The sequence below is a fragment of the Echinicola vietnamensis DSM 17526 genome (assembly GCF_000325705.1).
GTDB lineage: Bacteria > Bacteroidota > Bacteroidia > Cytophagales > Cyclobacteriaceae > Echinicola > Echinicola vietnamensis.
The window spans coordinates 3252088-3278365 of sequence record NC_019904.1; the positions used below are offsets into that span (position 1 = coordinate 3252088).

General features: G+C 42.7%; 23 protein-coding genes. 13 read left to right on the plus strand and 10 right to left on the minus strand.

The annotated features are described in order from the left end of the window. Positions 1 to 260 precede the first annotated feature (260 nt). Together ECHVI_RS13315 and ECHVI_RS13320 are read right to left on the minus strand one after the other, a co-directional pair. Positions 261 to 1043, minus strand: a complete 783-nt coding sequence (locus ECHVI_RS13315) for a WecB/TagA/CpsF family glycosyltransferase (RefSeq protein ID WP_015266523.1) — start codon at positions 1041 to 1043, stop codon at positions 261 to 263. Further along, complete coding sequence (locus ECHVI_RS13320; RefSeq protein WP_015266524.1) at positions 1030 to 2115, minus strand: glycosyltransferase; 1086 nt, start codon at positions 2113 to 2115, stop codon at positions 1030 to 1032. The genes ECHVI_RS13315 and ECHVI_RS13320 overlap by 14 nt, the downstream gene beginning before the upstream one ends. A gap of 657 nt (positions 2116 to 2772) precedes the next feature. On the opposite strand from ECHVI_RS13320, the gene ECHVI_RS13325 reads away from it, so the two are divergent. The 3 genes from ECHVI_RS13325 to ECHVI_RS13335 are packed head-to-tail and all read left to right on the plus strand — an operon-like array spanning position 2773 to position 3643. After that, positions 2773 to 3015 (plus strand): hypothetical protein, encoded by a 243-nt coding sequence (locus ECHVI_RS13325; protein ID WP_015266526.1) that lies wholly within the window; start codon positions 2773 to 2775, stop codon positions 3013 to 3015. A gap of 14 nt (positions 3016 to 3029) precedes the next feature. Further along, on the plus strand, positions 3030 to 3335 hold the full coding sequence (locus tag ECHVI_RS13330) for a hypothetical protein (RefSeq protein ID WP_015266527.1): 306 nt from the start codon (positions 3030 to 3032) through the stop codon (positions 3333 to 3335). A gap of 11 nt (positions 3336 to 3346) precedes the next feature. Next, positions 3347 to 3643, plus strand: a complete 297-nt coding sequence (locus ECHVI_RS13335; protein ID WP_157501417.1) for a hypothetical protein — start codon at positions 3347 to 3349, stop codon at positions 3641 to 3643. Positions 3644 to 3887: 244 nt separating this feature from the next. On the opposite strand, the gene ECHVI_RS13340 is transcribed toward ECHVI_RS13335, so the two are convergent. The 8 genes from ECHVI_RS13340 to ECHVI_RS23685 all read right to left on the minus strand — a co-directional run bounded on the left by ECHVI_RS13340 (position 3888) and on the right by ECHVI_RS23685 (position 11954). Next, complete coding sequence (locus ECHVI_RS13340) at positions 3888 to 4838, minus strand: glycosyltransferase (protein ID WP_015266529.1); 951 nt, start codon at positions 4836 to 4838, stop codon at positions 3888 to 3890. Positions 4839 to 4863: 25 nt separating this feature from the next. Further along, complete coding sequence (locus ECHVI_RS13345; RefSeq protein ID WP_015266530.1) at positions 4864 to 5598, minus strand: glycosyltransferase family 2 protein; 735 nt, start codon at positions 5596 to 5598, stop codon at positions 4864 to 4866. Further along, entirely contained in the window at positions 5595 to 6551 is a 957-nt protein-coding gene (locus ECHVI_RS13350; RefSeq protein ID WP_015266531.1) for a glycosyltransferase family 2 protein, read from the minus strand. The genes ECHVI_RS13345 and ECHVI_RS13350 overlap by 4 nt, the downstream gene beginning before the upstream one ends. Positions 6552 to 6562: 11 nt before the next feature. After that, positions 6563 to 7474, minus strand: a complete 912-nt coding sequence (locus tag ECHVI_RS13355; RefSeq protein WP_015266532.1) for a glycosyltransferase family 2 protein — start codon at positions 7472 to 7474, stop codon at positions 6563 to 6565. Between the two features lie 11 nt (positions 7475 to 7485). Further along, entirely contained in the window at positions 7486 to 9312 is a 1827-nt protein-coding gene (locus tag ECHVI_RS13360) for an ABC transporter ATP-binding protein (protein WP_015266533.1), read from the minus strand. Between the two features lie 250 nt (positions 9313 to 9562). After that, positions 9563 to 9862 carry a GIY-YIG nuclease family protein gene (locus tag ECHVI_RS13365; protein ID WP_015266534.1) on the minus strand — a complete coding sequence of 100 codons (300 nt, stop codon included), beginning with the start codon at positions 9860 to 9862 and terminating at the stop codon, positions 9563 to 9565. A gap of 300 nt (positions 9863 to 10162) precedes the next feature. Then, positions 10163 to 11134 carry a glycosyltransferase family 2 protein gene (locus ECHVI_RS13370; RefSeq protein ID WP_015266535.1) on the minus strand — a complete coding sequence of 324 codons (972 nt, stop codon included), beginning with the start codon at positions 11132 to 11134 and terminating at the stop codon, positions 10163 to 10165. Between the two features lie 679 nt (positions 11135 to 11813). Continuing rightward, positions 11814 to 11954: a hypothetical protein gene (locus tag ECHVI_RS23685; RefSeq protein ID WP_157501420.1), complete on the minus strand. Its 141-nt coding sequence runs from the start codon at positions 11952 to 11954 to the stop codon at positions 11814 to 11816. Positions 11955 to 12104: 150 nt separating this feature from the next. Between ECHVI_RS23685 and ECHVI_RS13375 the strand changes: the two genes are divergently transcribed. The 10 genes from ECHVI_RS13375 (at position 12105) to ECHVI_RS13420 (ending at position 26267) form a co-directional block, all read left to right on the plus strand. After that, positions 12105 to 13178: a family 43 glycosylhydrolase gene (locus tag ECHVI_RS13375; protein WP_015266537.1), complete on the plus strand. Its 1074-nt coding sequence runs from the start codon at positions 12105 to 12107 to the stop codon at positions 13176 to 13178. Between the two features lie 136 nt (positions 13179 to 13314). After that, positions 13315 to 14301, plus strand: coding sequence for a family 43 glycosylhydrolase (locus ECHVI_RS13380; RefSeq protein WP_015266538.1), 987 nt, complete (start codon positions 13315 to 13317; stop codon positions 14299 to 14301). Positions 14302 to 14320: 19 nt separating this feature from the next. Beyond that, positions 14321 to 15901: a family 43 glycosylhydrolase gene (locus ECHVI_RS13385; RefSeq protein ID WP_015266539.1), complete on the plus strand. Its 1581-nt coding sequence runs from the start codon at positions 14321 to 14323 to the stop codon at positions 15899 to 15901. 225 nt (positions 15902 to 16126) lie between these two features. Beyond that, positions 16127 to 17140, plus strand: coding sequence for a glycoside hydrolase family 43 protein (locus ECHVI_RS13390; protein WP_015266540.1), 1014 nt, complete (start codon positions 16127 to 16129; stop codon positions 17138 to 17140). Between the two features lie 159 nt (positions 17141 to 17299). Beyond that, a complete protein-coding gene (locus ECHVI_RS13395; protein ID WP_041738653.1) occupies positions 17300 to 18466 on the plus strand; it encodes a cellulase family glycosylhydrolase in 1167 nt (388 codons plus the stop codon). Between the two features lie 40 nt (positions 18467 to 18506). Beyond that, positions 18507 to 19592, plus strand: a complete 1086-nt coding sequence (locus ECHVI_RS13400) for a sialidase family protein (RefSeq protein WP_015266542.1) — start codon at positions 18507 to 18509, stop codon at positions 19590 to 19592. A 45-nt stretch (positions 19593 to 19637) separates the two neighbouring features. After that, positions 19638 to 20732, plus strand: a complete 1095-nt coding sequence (locus ECHVI_RS13405) for an acyltransferase family protein (RefSeq protein ID WP_015266543.1) — start codon at positions 19638 to 19640, stop codon at positions 20730 to 20732. Between the two features lie 365 nt (positions 20733 to 21097). After that, positions 21098 to 21694, plus strand: a complete 597-nt coding sequence (locus tag ECHVI_RS13410; RefSeq protein WP_015266544.1) for an RNA polymerase sigma factor — start codon at positions 21098 to 21100, stop codon at positions 21692 to 21694. Positions 21695 to 21913: 219 nt separating this feature from the next. Further along, entirely contained in the window at positions 21914 to 22903 is a 990-nt protein-coding gene (locus ECHVI_RS13415) for a FecR family protein (RefSeq protein WP_015266545.1), read from the plus strand. A gap of 19 nt (positions 22904 to 22922) precedes the next feature. Next, entirely contained in the window at positions 22923 to 26267 is a 3345-nt protein-coding gene (locus ECHVI_RS13420; RefSeq protein ID WP_015266546.1) for a SusC/RagA family TonB-linked outer membrane protein, read from the plus strand. Positions 26268 to 26278 lie beyond the last annotated feature (11 nt).

Sequence of the window (26278 nt, forward strand, 5' to 3'; positions counted from 1 at the left end):
TGTGCCTTAACGCCTTGATGGCGTATCATTGTTCCGATAAACAAAGAAACGTAGTGTCCCTGAAATATTGCTTGATTTATCAATACCAGTTATCAATGCACTATTATTTAAGTAAAAAACCATACAAACGGCCCGCTGTTGCGTTTTTTGGCCTGTTTGTATGGAAAGTGAAATGAGCTATAGTGAATGGTTCGTTTTTTATAAATGTAACCATACTTGCATTAGCTATGAAAATTAAGTGGCTGTTGTGCGATTACTTTTTAATTCATTCTGATTTCTTTACCTTTTTTGTTTCCGGCAATTTGCTTCATGACGAGCATAAAATAAAGTGGCCCCTCCGAAAGATACCTTTTACCCAATCGTGCGGGTTGGTCCAGTGTACGGTAGAGCCATCCTAATCCTGTTTTCTTGATCCATTCAGGCGCCATTTTTTGAACACCCGCGGCGTAATCAATGGACGATCCCAAGCCTAGGCTTACAGGGATGTTATAGGCCTTTAAGTATTTGCTGATAAAGCGCTCTTGTTTTGGTGCCCCGAGGCCTACGACAAGTACATCTGAACGGCTTTCTTTTAGCAATTTTACGATTTTATCTAATTCGGCAGGGTCATTTTCAAATCCAAAGGGTGGACTGTAGGTGCCGCTAATGGTCAATCCAGGGTATTTTTTTTCCAGTTTTTGTTTGGCTATATCCCCTACACCGGGTGCCGCCCCAAGGAGAAACACCCGCATGTTTTCCTGTGCAGAAACCTCACAGAGCCGAAAGAACAGGGAAGACCCACTGACCTTTTCGGTGAGGGGCTGCTTCAGCCACTTGGAAGTCCACACAAGGGGCTTTCCATCTGGTACAAGAAGCCCTGATGTGTTGAGGACATCTTTGTACTGTTGGTCTTTGTGTGCGGCAATCAATAGATTGATATTGGGGGTGAAAATCGAAGTTTTCTTCTTGTTTTTCACGGCATCCACAATGTAGTCAATGGTATCCTCAAAGGAAACATTGGCTACTTTGACTCCAAGAATGTCTACTTTGTTAAACGTTTTCATAAATAGGCTCTTTGATGGAAGATTTCAACAAATTGTTCCAGGAGAGAGTAGCGTATTCATGAGAGTGGTAGTTCACGATGAGCTCCCTAGCTGCTTGGGAGAGTCGTTGGTATTCATCATCAGTTAGGGTCATCGCTTTTTCAATGGCCTCACTGATTAGGGTAGATTCAGGCTTATCAATTAAGAAACCTGTTTCGTGATTAACGATATCAGCAATATCTGCAACATCCGTGCCGAGTGCAGGAAGTCCACAGGCCATGGATTCCATCATGGCACAAGGGATGCCTTCTACCTTTGAGGTAAGAATGAAAAACCTTGACTGATGGATAAATTTCACCACATGGGGACTGTGTCCTGCAAAGTGTACTTGGTCTTCCAAGTCCAACTGTTTGACCTGGGCTCGGAGCGGCTCCATCATAGGACCTTTACCCACCACGAGGAAGCGAGGTTTTAATCCTTTCTGCTTCAACATCCCAAGTGCCTCAATGATCAGGTTGACATTCTTTCGCTCTTCAAGTACCCCGATATAAATAAAGTCAAATTCCTTCGGTGTTTTGGGAGCAGGTAGGAAGTCTTTTGTGGTATTGATGGTACTATGTAAAATGGATATTTTTTCTGCAGGAATACCTTGTTCCAGCCAATATTTTTTGGTGTTGTTGCCAGGCACATTGAGGTGCTTGGCATCGTGCATGGCACTGGAGATGACTTTGCCCACAGGCCAGATTTTCATATAATCCTGTGTAAGGTTGTCGATCTCACTGAAAATAAAGGGAGTGGAGGTGACTTTTGACAGGATATAGGAAAAAAATCCATGAGGCTTAAAATTATAGCTTAGGATAAGGTCGGGCTTGATCTTTCTGATTTTGGACAGCATAAAAAAAGGCGAAAGCAAGAGGTAAAATGGTCTGAACCTCAGTAGTTTGGGTAGGATAATGTACTTTAACTTATCAAATTGGGGTCCATTCTCCTTTCTTATCAAAAATATTTCATCGACCATGTCGACCATAGACAAGGGTTTAAGCTTATAAATCACTTGACTAGGCTTAAGGCCTGCGATAACAACAATTTTCATTACTCAAAAATTTTTGTGGTTAGTTCACTTACTAGCAAAAGGTTCTTTTTGGGAGGGTGTCTTAATTGACTTGTTGTAAATATAGTAAAAAATGAATTTTGTATCATAAAAAACGTATTTATTTATTATTAATTTAATGAAATAACTACTATGACTTTTCCTCCATAATTAAACTGATATAGTTTTAGCTTTTTGATTATCAATGGAGTATGGGTTTTATAGGGTGATTACACTTGGCTATTCAGGGTAAGTCAGCTATGCCGCTTGCGTACATGACCATGCAAATTCCTTCCGATAATCAGGCTAAGAGAGGATTGTCAATCCCACAGAGCCATTTTGTATAGCATAGTTAGAGGGGTTCCATACGAGAATTCTTATTTGGTAAATCATACTCATGTCCCTTACGATTATACACGAGCGGTCTTTCACAGCCCATGATAATAACCTATCATTGTGGTTTGCAATTTTAGTTACAAAATTATTTTATTGATTTATGCGTAAATTTTTGATGATCATTTTTTTTGGGTAAGTGCATTTTCTTGCCAAGTAGATGAAGATTTAGATCCAGTAGTAGAAGAGGAAAAAGAAATTATTTGAGAAGCCAAAAGTGATGAAGTCACTCACCATTCTTTTCCTTTATTGAAAAGGGATGCGAATATGCAGTATCCGGGGGCATTGATCACACTGCAGAGTGTTGCTGATGAAAAGCACACTTATGTATTCCACTACACGTACAATGAAGTGGAGGTTTATTCATCCCTGGAAGGAGCTATTCCGGCTACGCAATCCATGATATCAAGTTATGGTGATTTTGTTGAATTCGAAAACCAATCGATATACCTGAATACCACTACTCCTTCCAAAGCTAATAGAGATACTTTTCTCATAAGCAATGGGTAAAACCGATCTATTCCATGGATCATTTGTATATGGAGTTGGGTGGAAATGCCTTTATTTTAAATGAAAGCGTGGCCAATAAAATCAAGTATGGGGGAAAAGATGGAAAAAGTAGGGGGGTAGCCTTTATGGAAACCGTCAATTATGCGTATGACTTGGAAGTTCCAATGGGTTCACGGCTTATTGAAGAGTCTTCCGATAGTGAAACATATGAAGGCATTACACCGGTTTATGTGTCTAAGATTAATATGGGAAGAATGGTCGTGGTTTTTTTGAGTCAGACAGCTCTTATGAAGAAGTGGAAGCTGGCTTGGCGAAAATGATGAATGGTGAAGTGATTACTAAGGATGAGCAGCAACTTTTGGAAGCAACCACCTTTATCGTCAGTATTTCTAGGGGTTGGAGTGGGCTTGAGATTCCCAAATCCATGGATGGAGTTAATGATTTCGAAGATGTTGTATCCATGTTGGGGTCGGGATCAGAAGACCCTCTTTATGGAGAGGGAAAATACGGTGCTATTATCGGTTACGAACTGCGTCATATCGACACCAACGAACTTGCTGAGGTGACTTTTTCGGCGGAGTACGAGGTGCCGAAGGTGGTGATTAGTATGAGGTTGTTTTTAAGCTGACCTGAGTTGGGGTTATGGAGTGCAACGTGCTTATTACTTTGTACTTCCATGCCCTCCAGAAAGTCCGCGTAGACATATGCCTCGTTTGAGGAGCCAATCGTTGAAAACGAGGGGATGTTGATAGATGTTTCTGTTAATCATTTTAAGAATTGTAGGTCATAAATCACCTATGGTGAGAAGTAATATAGGTGAGGTAATTTGGGCCCCATCGAGGGTTCCTATCCTTTTAAGTAGGTTCTTAGATTTATATTAGTTGTTTCCTCTTATAATTTAAGCTTTTAAAAAAGTACTTGACAAATGTAATGGGGTTTGTGTTTTTATAAAGTAAATTAAGAGTTTTTATGTTTAAAAGGGAACTGTGATAGAAATGATTTCTAATCAATGCAGCTTTCCTTTGATTGTTTTCGCTGATTAATTTTAGTCTTTCCTCTGTACTTAAATTTGCTTTAACTAGCCTTTTGTGGATAAGGTCTCTTGCGTGTATCTCTCCAAATTTTAAAACCTCGTCTTGAACAGTAATACTTGATGAATGTCTTCTGATTAAGGTAGTGGCTAGAGGTTCATCTAAATATTCCAAGGATGCACCTGCTAGAAGACAGTCAATCCAAAATATCCAATCTACCTTACTATTTAAATGTTCAGGAAATTTAATGTTGTTCTTTTTTAAAAACTTATGATTAATCAGCGGGCTACTGATCACAGCAAAATTGTTAATTACTAAGGTAGATAACGCTTCAAAGTCACTACTGGAAATTTTTGGCATCCATTCGATACCTTGCATGTTAAAGTCCGGAAAATATTTCTTGGGGTTTTCATGCTTAAAATAGACATTGTTTGTATAGGAAATCACATTCTCATCCTTAGCATGTAACGCTTCCACTTGAATTTCAAGTTTTTGCTCACTCAATAAATCATCGGCATCTAAAAACTGGATATAGTCTCCGGTTGCAAGATCCAAGCCTACGTTCCTAGCTGCGGCATTTCCTTTATTTTTTATTTTCAGATATGTGAAACGTTTATCTTTTCCGATGGCGTTTGTTATTACTTCTTCTGTGTCGTCAGTTGATCCATCATCTATGATAATCGCCTCCCAATTGGAATATGATTGCGCTTTCAAATTTGAAATGGTTTTATTGATAAACTGCCCATAATTATAAGACGGAATAATTATAGATACTAGGTTGTTTTGAATCATATCTTTTCTCCTTTCTTGAACTGTTTCATTTGAATTTTCTTAGTCTGTTCATATAGGAGAGAAAACTTCGTCCTTCCCACTTATATTCATAGTAAAATCGTTCCCTAACAGTCAGTTTCCATTTTTCTTTATCGCTTTTAGTATTAAGCGTCTTACTTTCCAAATGGTCAACAATGGATGATGCAACCAATGCATGCTTTAGCCCATGTTCTTGAAGTGTCATGCTGTAGTCATTATCCGCAAACCAAAATTTAAACTTAGGATCAAGCTTTCCTGTGACTTTTAACATGTCTCTTTTGAAAAATAAACACCAACCAACCAATTCTTTCCTAACTTCATAGCCAATGTGAATGCCACTATTAATCGCTATTCCATGATCTGGATGGTGAATAGAACAAGCAGGTGATGCGCTACTTAAATTAGGATCTTTTTCAAATGCTTGTAGAATTTCTGATGCCCAGCCTTTATGGAAAACCAAATCATTATTGCATATACAAACAAATTCACTTTGGGTCATTTTGATCCCAATGTTCATGTATTTATGGTATCCAAAATTTTGTTTCGGATAAATGGTTTTGGTTTTTGGATATTGGTATGGTCTAAGCTTTTTTTCTGATTCAATCACTATGGTATTGAACTTAATGGACTGGTTGTTCTCAGATTCATTAAGTGATTTTAGGGCATTTTCTGTTATTTCCTTAAGTGCAGGATCTTTTGCATAGCTTAATATTATGATGTCGATTTCCGTTATTTCCCTCATGATTTAAACCACTGTTTTCTTTGATAATTGATTGATTTTAAATAAAATTTTAAAAAAACAGGAAGTTGAGTTAACTTTATTATTTCTAGATGATTTTTGAATTTCCAAAAGGGGGTTTTATAAAGAAGTTCCTTTAGTAAACCCTTTTTTTGCGTTTCATTGATTATCGCAATTTTACTTTTTTCTTGTGTGCTTAACGAGGAGTTATTAATATAATTTTTTATTTTATTTCTGAATATTAAATTACTTATCTGCATATCCCTGAGATTAAAACTGGCGCTGCTGGAATGAATGCGTATAAGCGTATACGCATGTTTATTGGGTAAATATTGGAAGGACACTTCATTAAGTGCCACATTTAGCCAAAACTCCCAATCCTCAGATTTTTTGATTCCAACTGGAAATATATCAGATTTAGAAAGGATAGAAGATCGAATGAGAGGACTACTGATAACAGCAAAATTCCGATCTACTAAACTTTTAATAATATCAAATCCTCTTCCATTTATCTTAAGCATCCATTCAACTCCATTCATCTCTTTGTCAGGATATAATTGAGATGGATTCCCGTGAGCGAAATAGTAGCTGTCTACATAGCTTATGTCAACTGTATGATTTTCTATTAAGTGTTGTGCCTGTATTTCAATTTTTGATTGACTTAATAGATCATCACCATCTAAAAATTGAATAAATTCTCCGGTAGCAATTTCTAATCCTAAGTTTCTGGCGACAGAGACTCCCTTATTATTTTGCTGGATAAGTTTGAACCTCGAATCCTTAAAACAATAAGTTTTAATGATTTTAGCTGTTTTGTCTGTAGAACCATCATCAATTAGAATTGCCTCCCAATTTTTATAAGTTTGGTTTAGAAGGTTTTCAAGAGTTTCAAAAATAAAGTTTTGATAGTTGAAAACTGGTATTATTATGGAAACAAGAGGGGACGAATTGGTCATTTGCTTTTTGGTTAAGCATGGACGTTTTTACTCCAGAGATTTTTGAGTACTCTATTGAGTTTACTTAAATAGCTCTTGTTACTGATGAAGAGAAATTCCTTTCTATTTTTATAAAAGAGATAGAATAACTTCAAGTTTAATAGTTTTTTATTTCTTTCATCAAATAGGCGATCGAGTTTTATTATTAACTCTCTATTTTTCCTGTTCTCTGTATTTGCTAGAGCTTTCACAACTTTTTCCACTTTTGAAGCGACAGTATCATTGGATTTAGTTGTTAAGTTTGATCCAGTAATAGTATCTTCATGTTGTTTGTAATGAACTAAGCATTGGTTCAAATATTCTATGGAGCCGAATTGAGTAGCTTGATATGCTATCCACCAATCATAATACACCATTTTAGGGAAAGGGAAAATATATTGGAGTAACTCTTTTTTCATTAAAATAGAGTGACCAGATACGCAATTGTTAAAAATAAATACATTAGGATTATCGCCACTATACATGTTCCTCATATCACTGATTTTAATGTTTAATGACTGACCATTTTTATCTACCATCAAGCTATCGTGATAAATCAATAAGTTTTCTTTAATGTAATTAACTTGAAGAGAAATTTTATCTTTAATCCAAAGATCATCTTGGTCTGAAATGGCTATTAGATCTCCTTTGCATAATGAAATTGCTTTTTCAAAATTGCTATTGAAACCTAGATTTATACTGTTTTGAAATAAAGAGATCTTATGTGGATATTTATTCTTATAGGATTCTAATAGATCAATGGTGCCGTCTGTAGATTTATCATCTACAACGACAATTTCAAGATTTTGGTAGCTTTGGTTGAGAATACTGTCTAATTGCTCAGGTAAGTATTTTTTACCATTATAAGTGCATAAAGCTATTGATACCAAGGGTTGTGAATTCATTGTCTTTACTTTTACTCTTCTATTTCACTAAACTGCTGCATATTCACCAGCTTGCTGTAGAGGCCTTCTTGGGTCATCAGCTCTTGGTGGTTTCCCTGTTCGATGATGCGGCCTTCTTCGAGTACTACGATAATGTCGGCATTCTGGATGGTGCTCAGCCGGTGGGCGATCACCAAGGAAGTGCGGTTTTTCATCAGCTTGTTCAGGGCATCTTGGACTAACTTTTCCGATTCGGTGTCCAGGGCAGAGGTAGCCTCGTCCAGTAGCATGATCGGTGGGTTTTTTAGCACTGCCCGGGCGATGCATATCCGCTGCTTTTGACCGCCAGAAAGCTTCAGTCCCCGGTCTCCCATATTGGATTGGTAGCCGTTTTCACTTTGCACGATAAATTCATGTGCATTGGCGATTTTGGCAGCGGCTTCTACTTCTTCAGCGGTGGCATTCGGTGTTCCAAAGGCGATATTGTTAAAGATGGTGTCGTTAAAGAGGATGGACTCTTGGTTGACCATGCCCATCATGTTGCGCAGCGAATCCATGGTGACATGGGCGATGTCCGTGCCATCGATCAGCACCTGACCACTGTCCGGTTCGATAAATCGGGGAATAAGGTCCATCATGGTGGATTTCCCGCCTCCAGAAGGGCCTACCAAAGCCACCATCTTCCCTTTTGGAATGGTAAGGTTGATATCCTTCAGCACCGGACGTCCCGGATAGGAAAAGGATAAGTCTTGGATGTCAATTTTATCGTTGAAAGCAGTTATTTCGATTGCATCCTTTTGGTCCGAAATGGCCGGCTTTTCATCGATCAGGTCCAGCACCCTTTCTCCAGCTGCCAGGCCGGAATGGATGGAGCTGAAGGCATTGGTCAGGGCTTTGGCAGGGCGCATTACTTGGCTGAATAAAGCGATGTATGCGATAAAGTCCGAGGCACTGAGTTCTGATTGGTTGTTGATGATCAATGAGCCACCATAAAGCACGATCCCGGAAACCATGGCCACGCCGAGGGTTTCGGAGACTGGCGAACTAAGTTGCTGCCTTTTGGCCATCTTTTTGCCTAGGGAAGAGTATTTAATGTTTTCGTCGTGGAACTTGTCCTTGATCATTTCAGTGGCGTTAAAGGCCTTGATGATCTTGATACCGGAAAGGGCCTCGTCCAAATAACTGATCATGACACCGTACAAGTGCTGCGCCTGGCTGGCCTGGGCTTTAAGGCGCTTGACGATCTTTGCAATGACAAACGCCGAAACAGGAATCACCAACAAGGAGAAAATGGTCAGCTTGTAGGATATGGCAAAAAGCATAAAAATATACGCCAGCAGCTGGAGCGGTTCTTTAAAGATCACCTGTAAGGTGCCCGTCACCGAAAACTGAACCACTTGTACATCAGAGGAAATTTTCGAAATGATGTCTCCCTTGCGTTGGTTGCTGAAATAGCCCACATGCAGGTTCATGACATTGTCAAAGACCTTTTTGCGGAGGTTGAGCAAGGTGTGGATCCGGAGGTTTTCCATCACCAGCTGGCTGAAATACCGAAACAGGTTGCCCAATATCACGGATGCGATGATCACCGCACAGACCATTTGCAGCGCCCCTAGGGCCCCGTATTCCATTTTCACTTCGTTGGCATAGAAATTCAGGTAGCCAAAGACGTCTGTCCAGCTTTCTGGCTTGACCACTTCTTCTCTCCCGTTTGTGTTGAAAAGGGTGCTCAGCAATGGTGCTAACAGCGCCAGGTTCAGCGTATTGAAAATCACTCCCAACAAGGTAAAAATCAGGTAAGGAATGGCAAATTTTTCAATCGGCTTGGCAAATGCCAATAATCTAAAATAGGTTTTCACGTGTGCTTTTTCTACGTTTTTTCGGCTTCACGCCGGATTCATACAGCTTATTTTCTCTGCAAAGGTACATAATTCTAGACTAGTCATTGGTAGTGAGTATGATTAAGCAACCCCGAGTCTTTCCGTCACTGCGAGGAGAAACGACGCGGCAGTCTCTTGTTGCGAAGACGAGATTGCCTGCGGTAGGCAGGCTCCACTCCGCTGTCGCTGCGTTCGCAATGACGGGTAAGTGATATGCTCGTGGTAAATTTTACCATTTCTGAATATCATCCCACAAATCTTTCCAATTTGGATTTAATGAGTTTATTAGGTCCTCTTTCTTTTTTCTATTTCCACTTTTTATTTGCTTTTCCCTTATGATTGCTTCTTCAATTGAATGAAAGGCTTCATAATAGACCAGTTTGTTTAAATTATATTTGTATGAAAAGGATTTAGTGTTTTCAGCTGATTTGTGTTCGTAAATTCTTTTCAAAAGGTTTGAGGTGACACCTACATAGAGTGTAGTGTTGTTTTTGTTGGTCAAAATATAAACGCATCCTCCTTTTTTCATTTTTCTTTCCTATCGTTATGTTTCCCGTTACTGCGAATCCGAGGAAGGAGGATGAGGCAGTCTCCTGTCCCAAAGTCCACCCTTTTCGAAGGGGTGGTGTCCCTTATACGAGATTGCTTCACTCCGCTGCTCTCCGTTCGCAATGACGTTTTCCTATTTCGTCATGGCGAGGAGGGACGACGTGGCAATCTCATCTACCGAAGCCTTTTTCCCTCTCGATTCGGTTTAGTGTTCCGATTAGCAACCTTCCAACCTTCCAACCTTCCAACCTTCCAACCTTCCAACTTTCAACCTCCCAACCTAATAACCTTTCACAGTATCAAAAACTTCTTTTTTGATGTCAAACAGACTCTTGTGTCCCTTATGCTTTTTCATGAGTGTTTTTAAATTGTTTTTGGACCGCGCTATTTCAGCCTGTTTATTCCGGTAGGCCGAATAGGCCTTGAGGATCCACCATTTGCCGATCAGCACGCGGGGTATTATTTCCATAAACATCAATTGTAAACGCCATTTCCAAAGGTCTTGGCCGTCTAAGTGGATGGCCTGTAGCATAAACTTGTTTCTATAAAGAACGGGATAGAGCTTCTTTTTGGTATGGTGTTTTTTAGTAGTGGAAGAAACTTCATGGTGACAGATGGCCCGATGGTCGTAATAGCACTTCCAGCCCAAACGCCAAGCGCGAAAGCTCAGGTCCACGTCTTCCACATAGAACGGGGAGAAGATTTCATCAAAACCACCGAGAGTAAGAAGCTTTTCACGGTCTATCAAGGCATTGGCTCCAGAGAGGTAGGCCGTAGGTGTCCACTGCTCAGGATTAGCGGAGTAATAGAAGTGAGTGGCCTTGAATTTCAGGCCTTGGAAAGCCATCATCCTGGCGGTATCTTCTGTTTTCCCTTTGGAGTTGATGATCTGTCCCATCACGCCAAAAGTATCTGGCCGATCAAAGTATCTCCATAATCGGTCAAAATAATCTTCCTCTAGTGCCACATCTGAATTGAGCAACATGACCAAGTCATTTTGGGCAGCCTTGATCCCTTGGTTACAGGTGTACGAAAAACCACTGTTGGAGGGGTTGATCAGTACCTTGACTTCAGGAAAATGGGAATCGAGAAAATCCACCGATCCATCGGAAGAAGCATCGTCCACAACGATCACCTCAAAAGGGATGTCGGCTTTTTTTGCAGCAACCACCGCAGAGGGAAGGTACTTTTCCAATAAGTGCTTTCCGTTGTAATTGGGGACAATGATCGAAACGCTCCTTTTTTCTGGCATTGTTTTCTGCTTAAATAAGCCGCTAGTGGTAACAGTACGTAAAGGTCAGACAAAATGAGACATCCCTTCTCGTTTTTTTACAACCTTTATTCACAAAAAGCCAAAGTTAATATTAATTAGAGGAAGAATGGTCAGCGTAAAGGGAAAAGACAGGGCAAATGCATATAAAAAAAATGTTTCTATTTGCATTTATATCTGCCGTTTTCCTACGGAATTTAACCATTTGTGTGTAATCACTTTTGGTGCAGTCGATAACCTGCACCTTCTATATGCCCCTCCGCCAAAGGCGGATTAGGCAGGATGCTCAGTTGCTAATGCATATATTGAGGGTTTAACGTCAACCAAGCCAACCGCTATACCTGAGCAGATAGGTGCGATGGCTAGTTCGATCCAAATCAACTAATCATTCTTTCAGCCAATTCCGCCATTCGGCAAGATAGGCTACTGCGGTTTCCAATGTACAAATCGGAGCAAAGTGCCTGAGGCACGATAAATTTTGTAACCTGCGGATTCATCCGCAGGAACTTAAGCTTTCCTCAACCTCCCGAAGGAGTGACATCGGCACGGTTGATGGCTATGCCTACACGAAAATCGCTTTTAACTAAAGGCGTTATATAATTCAAACAATATGTGTCAGACCGAGCACTTGCCTGACCGGCAGGGATTCGAGGTCCAATGTCTAGCCTTCGACTCCGCTCAGGCTGACATCACTTTTAAAAGCGATTTCCCTGGAGGAAGATGAAGGAGAAACCTTATGAACTTGCCTGTACCAAGCTTGTCGAAGTGCCGTAAGGCCCATTCTGAGATTTATGGAATTCATGTTTTATATCCTTCCTATAACCTCTAAGAAGGATATTTATCAATTACTGACGTTTTTATACTAATTTATTCCAATGGATTGGACTAGTTTTGATCAAAGAAATCAGTCGATGATTTCCCAGGTTAAATTCATTGGCCCAAAATAATTCTAATGTTGATCAGTTGTTTTGCAGCATCTATCCAAAAGCGATGGCTATATAAAAATATTTTTGCCTATCTTTTTTTAATGATTGGCCTAATGGTCTTTGGCCAAGAAATCGTGGCGCAAGAGGAAGTTAGACAATTCCGTGAAGCTCCTGCTCCCATGTATCGTGATCCTATTTATGATGGAGCAGCGGATCCGGTGATGATTTGGAACAGACAGGAGAAGTCTTGGTGGATGCTTTACACTACTCGACGAGCAAATCTCCCTACCCAAGATGTATCGGCGTATTACGGAACCAAAATTGGGATTGCGGCTACCAAAGACCATGGCCAGACTTGGGTGTTCAGGGGATATTTGGATTTGGAGTTTGAGCGGGGGTGGAATACCTTTTGGGCCCCGGAGATAATTTACCATGATGGGAAGTACCATATGTTTGTCTCCTATATACAAGGAGCCCGAAACCATTGGGGAGGGACGAGCCATATCCATTATTATACCAGTAGAAATCTCTGGGATTGGAGCCATCATGGGCCACTTAGCCTTTCTTCCGACCAGATCATCGATGCGACCATCTTTCGCATGGAGAATGGTAGATTCCGGATGTGGTATAAGGATGATAGTCGCGGAGGCATTACGATGGTTTCCGAATCGGATGACCTCAAAAATTGGCAAACCAAGGATGTGCCGGCCATAGGAGGAGATGCCCATGAAGGACCTAAGGTCTTTCAGTATCACGGTTATTACTGGATGCTGACAGATGAATGGCACGGGATGCGGGTGTATCGATCAGATGACCTCATGCATTGGATCAAACAAGGCTTGGTGTTGGATAAGCCTTCAGATAGAGAAGATGATACACCGAGTGGTGCGCATGGTGATGTATTGGTATTCGGTGACCGGGCTTATGCTTTTTACTTCACTCACCCAGGGAGAACCAGTCATTCGTTGATAAAGCCTAACAATAGCTTCCACGAAAATCATCGGACCACTATCCAAGTAGCAGCGCTGTTTTTTGACGGGGAAACCTTAAAGGACGAGCGTGTTGAGCCCTTTGACTTTTACCTGCCGGATGGTAAATGAGTTTGGAAGACCTATAACCTTGAAACCCGTTGAATCTAAAATATTTAAACATAAACCTATAAACCTGTTGTGTCCTTGCTCCATAAACCACCTATTACGGTGGTTTGTAGAGCGGGACAAAAAAACTTCTCAGATCATGAACATTAAAAATATTGTAAAAATTGGCCTTGCCTGCCTGCTATACAGTTCATCTATAGGGTTATTATGGGCGCAGCAAATGATGTTTGCCGATTCTAGCAGGTTGGGCAGGCCTTTTTCCAAGGACCCACATGTGGTCGACTTTGGAGGTCGATACTTGATGTACTTTTCCGTTCCTCCCATTCCTGACCAAGCAGGTGGATGGGGAATAGCCATAGCGGAAAGTGATGATTTGATCCATTGGGAGTATGTAGGCGAAATTGAAGCCACAGAGAGGTACGAAAAAAATGGCTTTTGTGCACCAGGGGCTTTGGTAAAGGATGGTAAGGTGCACCTTTTCTACCAAACTTACGGTAATGGCGCCAAGGATGCCATTTGCCATGCCTATTCTACCGACGGGATCCATTTTACTAGGAATACAACGAACCCGATTTTTGCCCCTCCAGCCAATGACTGGAGCAACGGACGGGCGATAGATGCGGAGGTTTTTCCCTTCAAGGACCACTATTTTTTGTATTTTGCCACCCGAGATCCCAAAGGGGAAATTCAGATGCAGGGTGTGGCTAAAGCTGATGCAACTACGGATTTTAGTCGCGATGACTGGACCATGGCAAAGGATGCTTCGATCCTCAAGCCGGAATTGGAGTGGGAAGGAAAGTGTGTCGAAGGTGCTTCCATCATCGAGCGAAAAGGGAGATTGTACATGTTTTATGCAGGCAGCTATAATAATGCGCCGCAGCAGGTGGGAGTAGCCACCAGTAAAGATGGTGTTCATTGGAAACGTGTAGTTGACCAGCCGTTTTTGCCGAACGGAGTACCTGGAGAGTGGAACAGCAGTGAATCTGGCCATCCCCATATTTTTGATGATAAAAAAACAGGGAAGTCCTACCTCTTTTACCAAGGAAATGATGACCATGGCCAAACATGGTGGCTTTCCAATGTGGAAGTAGGATGGAAAAAGGGAAAGCCTTACCTGAAAGAATAGTACGCGAAATTAAATAGAAATGATTAAAATGAAATCCTTGTGGAGGATAGGGGTGTTGGTATTGATGATGACTTCGGCTTGTCAACCAACAAAAAAAGAAAGCCGACAAGAAGTCCCCAATGAATCGGTCAGTGTAATTAATCCGGTCTTGCCAGGTGATCACCCCGATCCCACAGTCGTAAAAGTAGGCGCATATTATTATGCTTCAGCCACGTCAAATGAATGGGCACCGCTATTCCCAATCTTTAAATCTGCGGATTTGGTCAATTGGGAAATCGTAAACTATGTCTTTCCGGAAGGAGCTCCGGCTTGGGCCAAGAATAATTTCTGGGCACCGGAATTGGTGTATGACGAAGAGCAAGAGAAGTTTTATGCCTATTATACGGCCAGGGATAAAGAGAGCAACCGACTCAGCGTAGCCGTGGCCAGTGCAGACACACCGGAAGGAAATTTCACCGACCATGGCCCGCTAGTAGCGCAGGAAGTAGGTTCTATTGATGCATTCGAAGTGAGGGATGAAAACGGAAAGCTCTATTTGACATGGAAAGAGGATGGCAACAGTCGTGGACTTCCCACGCCCATTTGGGCCCAAGAAATCAACGAGACACGGACCAAGCTCTTAGGTGAGCCAAAAGAATTATTCAGGAATGATCAGGATTGGGAGATGCACTTGATCGAAGGAGTCAGCATTTTCCGGAAAAATGATTATTTCTATGCCACCTATTCAGCGGGAGCTTGCTGCGATGTCGCCTGTAACTATAGAGCAGGGGTAGCGAGGACAAAAAACCTATTGGGGCCATGGGAAAAGTATGAAAAGAACCCGGTGCTGATGGACAATGACGACTGGAAGTGCGCAGGGCACGGTACCGTGGTGGAGAAAGATGGAGAGCATTATTTGCTTTATCATGCTTACAGTGCCGTTGGGAGCGTTTATGTAGGCAGAGAAGGAGTGCTTGAAAAAATGACGTGGACCGCAGATGGCTGGCCTGTTTTTGAAAATGAGGCGACCTATGACCTTGAAAAGTCTGCCTTATCTTTTGTCGATGATTTTAACGGAGACCTCAACCCCATTTGGCAATGGCGCGTGACACAGGACATCCGTTATGCCACGGGTGATGAAGGACTTGTGTTGTCAGCGTCAGAAGAAAATGAACAGTTGGGAACGTTATTGGTGCAGAAATCCACTTCTCCTGATTATGCCATTGAAGTGACCATTGATCCGGCGAATAGCGATGCCAAGGGTGGGATATTGTTAGTTGGTGGAGCCCATAATGGGTTTGGCGCCCCCGTGGCAGCGATGGGCTTGACTGTTTCGGGCGATGAAGTGCAAGTGGTGGAAAACAAGGATAAAAAAGCAGAAGTGAAGGCAACCGCTGAATTGGAAGGAGAGGCCTTGGTGAAATTGAAAATGGAAGTGACCGAAGGACATCTATTGACCTTTAGCTTTAGTCAGGAAGGAACCACTTGGACGGCTGTAGGAGAGCAGTTTGATGCGGCTCACTTGGTCCCTTGGGGTATGGGCTACCGATGGGGGATTTTTGCCAAAGGCAATGAAAATCAAAAGGTGAATTTCAAAGGAGTGGAAATTACCGCACAGTAGTAAGTGCATAAAAATAGGGAATAGTGGAAAAATGGTTTTGTATTACGTCATCGGTAGCCCTTTTAGGGGCGGGTACCGGGCCTGTCTGCTACAAGCAGGTAGAAAAGGGCACAGCAATCTCGTTTTCAGGATATGAGATTGCTTCACTCCGTTGCTCTTCGTTCGCAATGACGGTGAATAAGAAAATTATATTATCAAAGACATATCAGTAAAACCCATTTAATAATGAGAACTACTTTAGTATTAGCAGCACTGGCAATGGTCGGCACAGTGGCCTGTCAGTCCAAGACCACCAATGATGAAACCGACGCTTCAGCAAGTGCCAATGAAGCCAAACGAGCCGGAAACCCTATCGTGGAAGGTTGGTATGCAGATCCGGAAGGGATTATCTATGGGGATACCTATTGGGTTTACCCGACATATTCGGATGAATATGAGAAGCAAGTCTTTATGGATGCTTTCTCTTCCAAGGATTTGGTAAACTGGACCAAGCACGAGCGTATCATCGACACTACAGAGGTGAAATGGGCTGAAAAAGCCATGTGGGCACCGGGAGTGATCAGCAAGGACGACAAGTATTATTTGTTCTTTGCCGCCAATGATGTACATGAAGGAGAAGTCGGCGGCATTGGCGTGGCCGTGGCTGATCAGCCTCAAGGACCGTTTAAGGATTTGCTCGGTGAGCCGCTTATCAATGAAATTGTCAATGGTGCACAGCCGATCGATCAGTATATTTTTAAAGACAAAGACGGCACCTTTTACATGTACTACGGTGGGTGGGGCCACTGTAATGTGGTGAAGCTAAACGAAGATTTTACGGGAATCGTGCCATTTGAAGATGGCGAGCTGTATAAAGAAGTGACACCGGAGAGTTATGTAGAAGGCCCCTTTATGTTTATTAGGGATGGTAAATATTATTTCATGTGGTCTGAAGGGGGCTGGGGTGGTCCTGATTACTCGGTGGCCTATGCCATTGCGGATAGCCCTTTTGGACCGTTTGAGCGAGAAGGAAAGATCCTTCAGCAGGATCCGGAAGTGGCTACCGGTGCGGGACATCATTCTGTTTTGCATGCAGATGGAGACGAAGATTATTATATCGTTTACCATAGAAGGCCCCTCACGGAAACCCACCATAATCACCGGGTAACCTGTATCGACAAGATGGAGTTTGACGAAAACGGCAAAATCAAACCGGTTAAAATCACTTTTGAAGGAGTCACCGCTGATCCGCTGGACTAGGTTTGGTTTTCTTTAAGAGGGATTTCCTGACCGGTAGATAGGCTTTGCTTCTCTACTGATGTGTTTTCAATGGGTTGATATACAATGTGTTGACCATAGGTTGTGTGTTTAATGATTGTCCTGTGCAGCAGCCTAATTACCAATTCAAAATTAGATATTATGAATAAAACTATAAATTTGATCGCCTCTTTGGGCTTAGGAGTGGTGTTGCTGAGCTGTGGAGGCGAAAACCAAACACAAGAGAAGGAGGTGGCCACTTCTTCGTCTGCTCAATCCTTTTCCGGGGAACGATGGAGCAAAGAAAAAGCGCAGGCGTGGTATGCCGATCAGGACTGGCTGGTGGGCGCAAATTTCAATCCCAGCAATTCCATCAATCAGTTGGAAATGTGGCAGGAAGAGACGTTTTCCCCAGCACTGATCGATAAGGAATTGGGATGGGCCGAGGAAATCGGCATGAATACCATGCGGGTATATTTACATGATTTGGCCTATCAGCAAGACCCTGATGGGTTTTTGGACCGGATGGATCAAATGCTGGTCTTGATGGAAAAACACCAGATGAAGCCACTGTTTGTCATTTTTGATTCTTGCTGGGATCCATTTCCTGAGGCAGGTGAACAGCGACCACCAAAACCGCATGTTCATAATTCCGGCTGGGTCCAAAGCCCAGGATATTACGCCCTTGAAGACAGTACACAATATCCCAGGCTGGAAAAATATGTCAAGGCAGTGGTAGGAAGATTTGCTGATGATGAACGTATATTGGGTTGGGATATTTGGAATGAACCCGACAATGATACAGGGGTTTCGTACAGGGATAAGGAGCATCCCAACAAAGCAGCCTATGTATTGCCTTTAATGAAGGATGCCTTTGCTTGGGCAAGGTCCCAAAACCCTTCCCAGCCACTTACTTCTGGGGTTTGGCTTGGTGATTGGTCGTCTGAAGATGTCATGAGCCACTTACAACTTGCCCAGCTTCATCTTTCGGATATTATTTCCTTTCACAACTATGATTCTCCGGAGGAATTCCAAAAGCGTATCAATTGGCTCAAAAGATATGATCGTCCAATGCTATGTACGGAATACATGGCGCGGCCAAACGGAAGTACCTTTGAAGGGTTCCTGCCGATTGCCAAAGCGGAAAATATAGCGATGTTCAATTGGGGATTGGTAGATGGAAAGACCCAGACCAAATATCCATGGGACAGTTGGGAAAAAACTTACACCGACGAACCAGCGCTGTGGTTTCACGAGGTGTTTCATACGGATGGTTCGCCGTATAAGAAATCCGAAACTGATTTGATCAAATCATTGACAGGAAGATGATATTGGGGCGAGCATGTGGGTTTTAGTTTTAATAATGTGCATGACTTCCTGCTTAGCGGCAGGAAGTCCCCCGGATCCCCAAGACTATACTATTCGTTGGGATCAATCTACTTTACAGCGCGTTACGGGAGATGATTATCGCTACTCAGGCTATGCTCGATGTCGCGAATTGGCAGATGGCAGTTTGGGGTTTGTGTATGAGGCCGATGGTAATATTTTTTTTAGGGTACGATCAGAACAGAAATGGGAAGCTCCTGTGCTAGTAGCTTCAGCAACGGCCGATGTGGGGATGGCAGTCCCTGACTTTACCGTGTTGGAAAACGGCACGTTACTATTGGGCTATAATCCACGCCCTAAACGAAATGCCAAAGACAAACACTTTGGCATTCGGACGGTAAGAAGCACCGATAACGGTGCCACATGGGGAAATGATCAATTGGTTTATGAAGCAGGAACCAGTTTTGGTGACGGCTGTTGGGAACCGGTATTTTTGCAGTTGCCCAATGGGGATATCCATTTGTATTTTGCCGATGAAAGCCTCTTTACCCAATCTAACGAGCAAAGGATAGCAATGGTAAGTTCCTCCAATGGAGGGAAGACATGGAGTGAAACACCCCAAACGGTGAGTTTTCGCAAGGGAGCTCGTGACGGCATGCCAGTACCTGTTTGGTTGGAAGAACCAGGGATGATTGTCGTTGCGATAGAGGATAATGGCCATGGTCCTTTTAAACCTTATCTGTTATTCAATGAAGGCCCGTTTTGGCAAGAAACACTATCGGGTAATTCTCCATTTAGAGAGTATGCGATGGAGGACAGCCTGCCAGCCCAAGACTATGCAGGAGCCCCATATCTTGCCATAGCGCCTAATGGCCTGACCCTGCTTTCATTCCAGTGGGGCGACAAGCTTGAGCATGCACAGATGGCAGTAGCCCTAGGTGATGGAAGTGCCCAGCACTTTACCAGTGTGACATGGCCCTTTGTTTTATCAAAGGACAAAATAGGCCATTGGAACAGCCTTACCGTTTTAGAGAGTGGAAAGATCATTGCTTTGACCAGTACCAATGGATATGGCCAAGACGGCCGGACGGAGGTATGGATGATAACAGGGAATTTAGTTAAAAAATAAAGCAAATATCCTACAGATGAGAGGTAGGTTATCCCCAAGGAAAATATGAATAATACTATCGAAAAAAAACAACTTTTAAAGACCAAACAGCATTTTGATGTACTAGATGGGTTGCGAGGTTTAGCTGCAGTGATTGTCGTCATTTTTCATTTTATGGAAATTATCATTCCTGACTTTACCATTAACGTTCTTGCTCACGGATACTTAGCCGTGGACTTTTTCTTTTGCTTGTCAGGTTTTGTGATCGCCTATGCCTATGATAATAGGATCAGTAAAATAGGATTTATCACTTTTATAAAATTAAGATTGATCAGACTACATCCGCTAGTGGTATTAGGAGCTGTAATTGGTTTGGTAGTATTCGTCTTTGATCCTTTTGTATCACTGGTTGATAACTATAGCTTAAGCCAAAATATCGGTATGTTTTTGTCCGCATGTTTAATGGTTCCTTACCCGATAGTTTCAGAGCGTTATTACAATATTTTCCACTTAAATCCGCCTACATGGTCGCTTTTATGGGAGTATGTGGCCAATATTATTTATGCGGGAATACTTTTTAAGGTTCGTCAAAAAGTGCTTTGGGTGCTTACAGGCCTTGCTGCTATTTTGTTGGTTTATACCGTAACGATCTATGGTAACCTTAGCATTGGTTGGAGTGGGGGTAATTTCTGGGGTGGTGGTGCCAGGATATTGTATTCCTTTTTGGCAGGAATGCTGGTGTTCAGGTCTGGATGGATAATTAAATCTAAGCTAGGTTTTAAAGGGATGTCCGCTTTGCTAATGCTGGCGTTTTTGATGCCATTTTCAGAAACCATGAATGTCATCTTGGAACCCCTTATTGTTTTATTCTATCTTCCCTTTTTGGTAGCATTGGGTGCAGGGACGCAGCCAGCCCGTTCCGAAAGGAATGTTTGTGTCCGTTCTGGAGAAATTTCCTATCCCCTATATATGGTACATTATCCCTTTATTTGGTTGTTTTATAGCTACTGGGAACGGTTTTCTCCCTCATTTCGGGAACAGGTATGGATCATGTGTGTGGGAACCCCCTTATTAATTGCATTTGCTTATGTGATCACGATGTATCTGGACATTCCGGTCAGAAAACGGCTGAAAGCTACCCTAAGAAGAAAGGAGAGGTGATAAAAGGTAATACCAGAAGAGGACTTCTAAATTGCATAGAATTAGCGACAAATACTTCATATTACTAAATATTGGGTTGGTAATATACTGGGCTAGATTGGACGCAATTTGATCTTTCAAAGAAAGGTAACAATAATCATGTCATATGGCCGAAATCCCCTCTTGGTGAAGGTTTATGCCGAGGTTGAAGTAGCCAACTCCCGTCCTATATCCCGTTACATATTGAAGTCAAGTTCCATAGCAAGGGGCCACATTGACTGGGACAATTTTGTTGGGGTTTACTTAGTGGATAAATGGCTGTTTTTGCGAATAACCAATTTTTTGCTCACCTTTAGGGAGAATATTATCCTCACCCTACCGCATTTATGTCCTTTACACAATTTAATCAAAGTGAAAGCAGTACTGTTGACCAGCTCATTGAGGGGAGTGAACATGCTTTTTCCGAGTTGTTCGAAGCCTATTCTTCACAGGTATATTATATCGGGCTTAAGTACTTGAAGTCAGTAGATTTGGCTAATGATGTGGTGCAGGACACTTTTTTGAAGTTATGGAATTACAGGGCGCATATTGATCCTTCCAAACCGATCAAACCGTTAATTGTGACTTTTGCAAAACGGATAATTCTCAATAACATTAGGGATGAAAAGCGAAAAATCCTAAAACACTTGGAGATTTTTGAAAACTCCAATAGCTTCTCCAATAAAACGGAAGAACAGGTCATTTACAATGAGACCCATCAGGTTTACCAAGCTGCAGTGATGGCACTTCCAGAACGTAGGAGAGAAGTGTTTTTACTGAAGTCAGTTCAAGGAAAAAGCAATGAGGAAACCGCAGAGGAGCTTGGTTTGTCCATCAATACCGTTAAATCCCAGTATACCAAAGCGCTTCAGGCCATTCGGGAATTTGTGTCGAAGTATTACGCCATATTGGCCATTGCTGTGGCAGCAGGTGGAAAGTTATAGCTTGGGGAGTTAACCGTTTATGCTGTTTTGGCAGAGATGGACACGCCAATGAGTACGATTGAATTTGCCATTGATACGTTATCCTTTGTAGTCTGGCCAATTTTCCAACCTCTAAACTTGCCAACCTTTTAAACCTTATTACTAATTTTTAAAGTTTTTTTAATACTGCCGTAATACTTCCGGCTGACTCGGGTGTATACCTTCCAAACACCCATATAAATGAACCGACCTACTGAAGAGCAGTTATCACGTTATTTTAACAATCACCTGAATCCACGGGAAGCCAAGAAGGTCCTTGAGTGGTTTGCCACACCCGAAGGGCAAGCTTATTTGGATCAAGGGTTAGAAGCAGATTTTGGGGCATTGGACAGTGGACAAAAGCCCTTGTTAACGCCACAAGTCTCCGCGGAAGATATCCTTAGAATGGCAGATTCCCAGCAAAAGCAACCTGCCATGGTCAGGCAGCACACCAGGTCAACGGGATGGCGCATAGCCGCATCGGTTGCCTTGGTTATGGCCCTGTTGGGAGGATTGCTCTATATGGTGTTGGGAAGGGCTACGTATGAAGAATATCAGACCGCATTTGCAGAATCAGCAGACATTCGCTTACCGGACGGATCGACGGTGCACATGAGTGGGAACAGTAGTTTGAAGTTTGCCAAGGATTGGGAAGATGGTGCTCCCCGGGAAATATGGTTTGAAGGAGAAGGGTATTTTGATGTCGTCAAGATGGGAAGCCCGCGCAAATTTACCGTTAAGACCGCGAGGAATTTTGACGTACAGGTATTGGGGACCACTTTCACAGTGACCGCCCGCGAATCAGCTTCGAGGGTGGTGCTAGAGACAGGCGCCATCGCACTAAAGGTGGAAAGCAAGAGCGGTGAGGATCACATCATGATGGAGCCAGGGGATTTGGTGGAGATGGACCAAGATCATGATTTATTGATCAAAAAGGAAGTAAGACCAGAAATCTATACAAGCAGAAAGAATGACGAATTGGTCTTCGATAAGACGCCACTCAAGGAAATTGCCAGAATACTTAAAGATGATTACGGCTTTACCGTGGTGGTCAATGATTCTGAAATCCTTCAAGAAAAATTTACGGGCGTAGTGCCTTCCAAGGATGTAGAGACCTTGCTGGAGGGATTGCGAAGCCTGCTGGATGTTAAAATCATCCGGGACAAAAATATCATAAAATTGATTCACTAACCATTTAACCCATAAACTTATGAAAGTAAAGTTTTTACCTATTATGGGGTGCCTTTTGATTGGTAATTTAGCATGGGCAAATTCGCTTCAGCAGGAAGCACTTTCCTATCATTACCAAATCGAAAATACGCGCTCGAGCACTATGAAAACGGTCAGCCTGACCAGTATCTTAAAGGTGATCGAGAAAAAGTACGAGGTTTCCTTTCTGTACAAAGATGAAATCAGTCAAGAAGTTATCCTTGGGGACGCTGCATTGATAGAGGGGTTGTCCTTTGGGGAAGCACTGAAGATGATCAACAGCCAAAACCCTGAATTGGAATTTCATCGAATAAAAGCAGATTTTTATACCGTAAAACTTAAAAAAAGTACCACTTCGCTACCGGCTAGCACGGAGCAAGGCATGGAAGTGCCTGCTAAACAGTCTTCCAAGGCTGTGGCTCGTAATATTTCCGGCACGGTAAAGACCGCTGACGGGGAAACCCTTCCAGGTGTTAGTATTATGATCAAAGGCACCACCAAAGGAACCGTAACCGATTTGGATGGAGGTTTTACCTTGAGCACACCAGATGGTCAGGTGACCTTGGTGGTTTCTTTTGTAGGGTACAAAAAGAAAGAGGTAGTTGTTCCGGCTGGAGAAACCACAGTAGAGGTGGTCATGGACAATGACGTACAGTCCCTTGATGAAGTCGTAGTGGTAGCGTATGGAGAGCAGACGAAGGCTTCCTTTACAGGATCTGCGGTGGATGTAGAAATGGAAAAAGTGCAAGGAGCTCCCCGTGCATCCTTTCAAGAGAGTCTGCAAGGCAATATAGCGGGCGTCCAGTCAGCTGCATCTTCTGGTCAGCCCGGTTATGCACCAAATATCAGAATAAGAGGGGTAGGCTCCATTAATGCCAGTTCGGATCCATTATACGTGATCGATGGAATTCCTGTAGTTTCCGGAAATATCTCCCAAATAGCGACAAGTTCAAATACGATAGCAGGCCTTAATCCCAATGATATTGCTTCCATGACGGTTTTAAAAGATGCCTCAGCTACCTCGATTTATGGATCAAGAGGAGCGAATGGTGTGATTTTGATTACTACTAAGCAAGGGAAGTCGGGCAAGACCAAGTTTGATGTAAGCATGCAGCGGGGAACTAGCCAAGTGTTGCTGGACGACCGAAACAGGCCATTGGCCACTCCGGAATTGGCAGAGCTGTTGATCGAATCCAGGGTAAATAATGGCGATACTCCTCAGGAGGCTGAAGATTATATTTACAGTCGAATCGATGAAAGCATCAATACCAATTGGTTTGATGTCATTACGCGGGATGGGACCTATCAGCAATATTACATCAGTGCTTCTGGTGGAAATGAAAAGACCAATTTTTATTCATCCATAGGGTATTATGACCAGGAAGCACCCATTATCGGTATCGATTATGAAAAGTTGAATGCAAAGGTAAATGTTAGACATGCTGCCACAGAAAAGTTAACCTTGGACCTGGGCTTGGCGGCCAATACCCAGTTGCTTCACACCAATAGCGAAGCCGGTAGTGCCAATAACCCTATTCGAAGCATGTTTAGGGAGGTGCCTTGGGAGCCCGTTTATAACGAGGATGGAAGTTATAATACAGACATTCTACTAACGTATAATCCCGTAGGCTTGGTGAATGAAAACATCCGTGAAACACGGCTCTATAGTGCACTGGGAAATGTTGGTCTGAAGTATGACATCATGGACAACTTTTCCTTTGAGACCAAAGCAAACTTGGACTTTAACCTCGCTGATGAGTTTCAATATGACAACCCGTATTTCGGTGAAGGCCGGAATGATGGTGGTCGTGGTAGGGCATATAATAATATCGTGATCAATTGGAATGTCACGAACCTGCTGAAATACCGATGGCTTATTGACGATAACCATAGTATAGCATTTACTTTGGGGCAGGAAGCCCAGAAAATTGCGGCGAATTCGGTGTATGCATATGCCAGCAATTATGGCGCTCCTGGGCTTACCACACTGGCCAATGCTTCAGTGTATAGAAACGCCTCTTCTGAAAAGACCGCTTCTTCCATTACGTCCTTTTTCTTGAGTGCCAATTATTCCTTCTCAGATAGATATTACTTTAACATCACCGGCAGAAGAGACGGGTCCTCGCGCTTTGGCTCATCTGTTCGGTATGCGAACTTTGGATCCTTGGGATTGGGATGGAATATCCATAAGGAGGAGTTTTTCCAGGTAGGTTTTGTGGACGAATTGAAACTGAGAGGAAGTTACGGGGTGAACGGTAATCAAGGTATTGGCGATTTCGAGTCTCGCGGGCTGTACAATACAGGAAATGATTATAACGGAATGCCGGGGTATGCATATTCCCAGCAATCAAATCCTTACCTCACCTGGGAGAAAAACAAGCCTTTGAATATAGGGCTGGACTTTAGGGTTTTGGAGCGGCTTAGCGGTACGGTCGAATATTATAACAGAATGACCTCTGACTTATTGCTGAATGTTCCTATTTCCGGAACCAATGGCATTACCAGTTATATGGCCAATATCGGTGAAATGCAGAACAGGGGATGGGAGTTTAGCCTCAGTGCTGTGAATATCCAGCAACCGGACGGGTTACAGTGGACCACGGATCTTAACTTGACCACCAATAAAAATGAGGTGGTAAAACTCAAAGATGGGGAAGATATCGTCGATGGACAATATATCCGACGTGAAGGAGCTGATTTCTATACTTTTTACATGCCGGGTTATGCAGGGGTGGATCCTGCCAATGGCGATGCCCTTTGGTATACCGACGGTTCGGAAACCGAGACCACAAACGATTATGGTAACGCAGATCCTTATGAGCAAGGCAATGCTTCTCCCAAGTTTTTTGCGGGGTTGAACAACACCTTTAATTACAAAGGATTTGGCTTGTCCTTTCTGTTTTACCTGAATTATGGCAATAAGGTGTATGACTACTGGGGACGATATGTGGCCAGTGATGGTAGTGCCCAGCTGAACGATCGCGGCAATATGAGTAGGAAGATTTATGAACGAAGGTGGCAAGAGCCTGGGGACGTTACAGACGTGCCCAAAGTGGTATGGGGAAATACCCAGTCGGGAAGCTCCAGCCAACATTCTACGCGCTTTCTGTATGATGGTACCTATATTCGTTTGAGGGATGTGACCCTTTCCTATAACCTTCCTAATTCACTGCTGAGCAAGTTGAAAATCAACAATGCAAGGGTCTACCTTCGAGGCAATAATATCTGGACCTGGGTGAAAGACAAAAATCTTGAGTCTGATCCAGAAGTAGGGATTGCGGGGATGACTGACTTGAGAATCCCTACATCCAGACAGTATTTGTTGGGCATTGACTTCTCATTCTAGACCACTGAAAC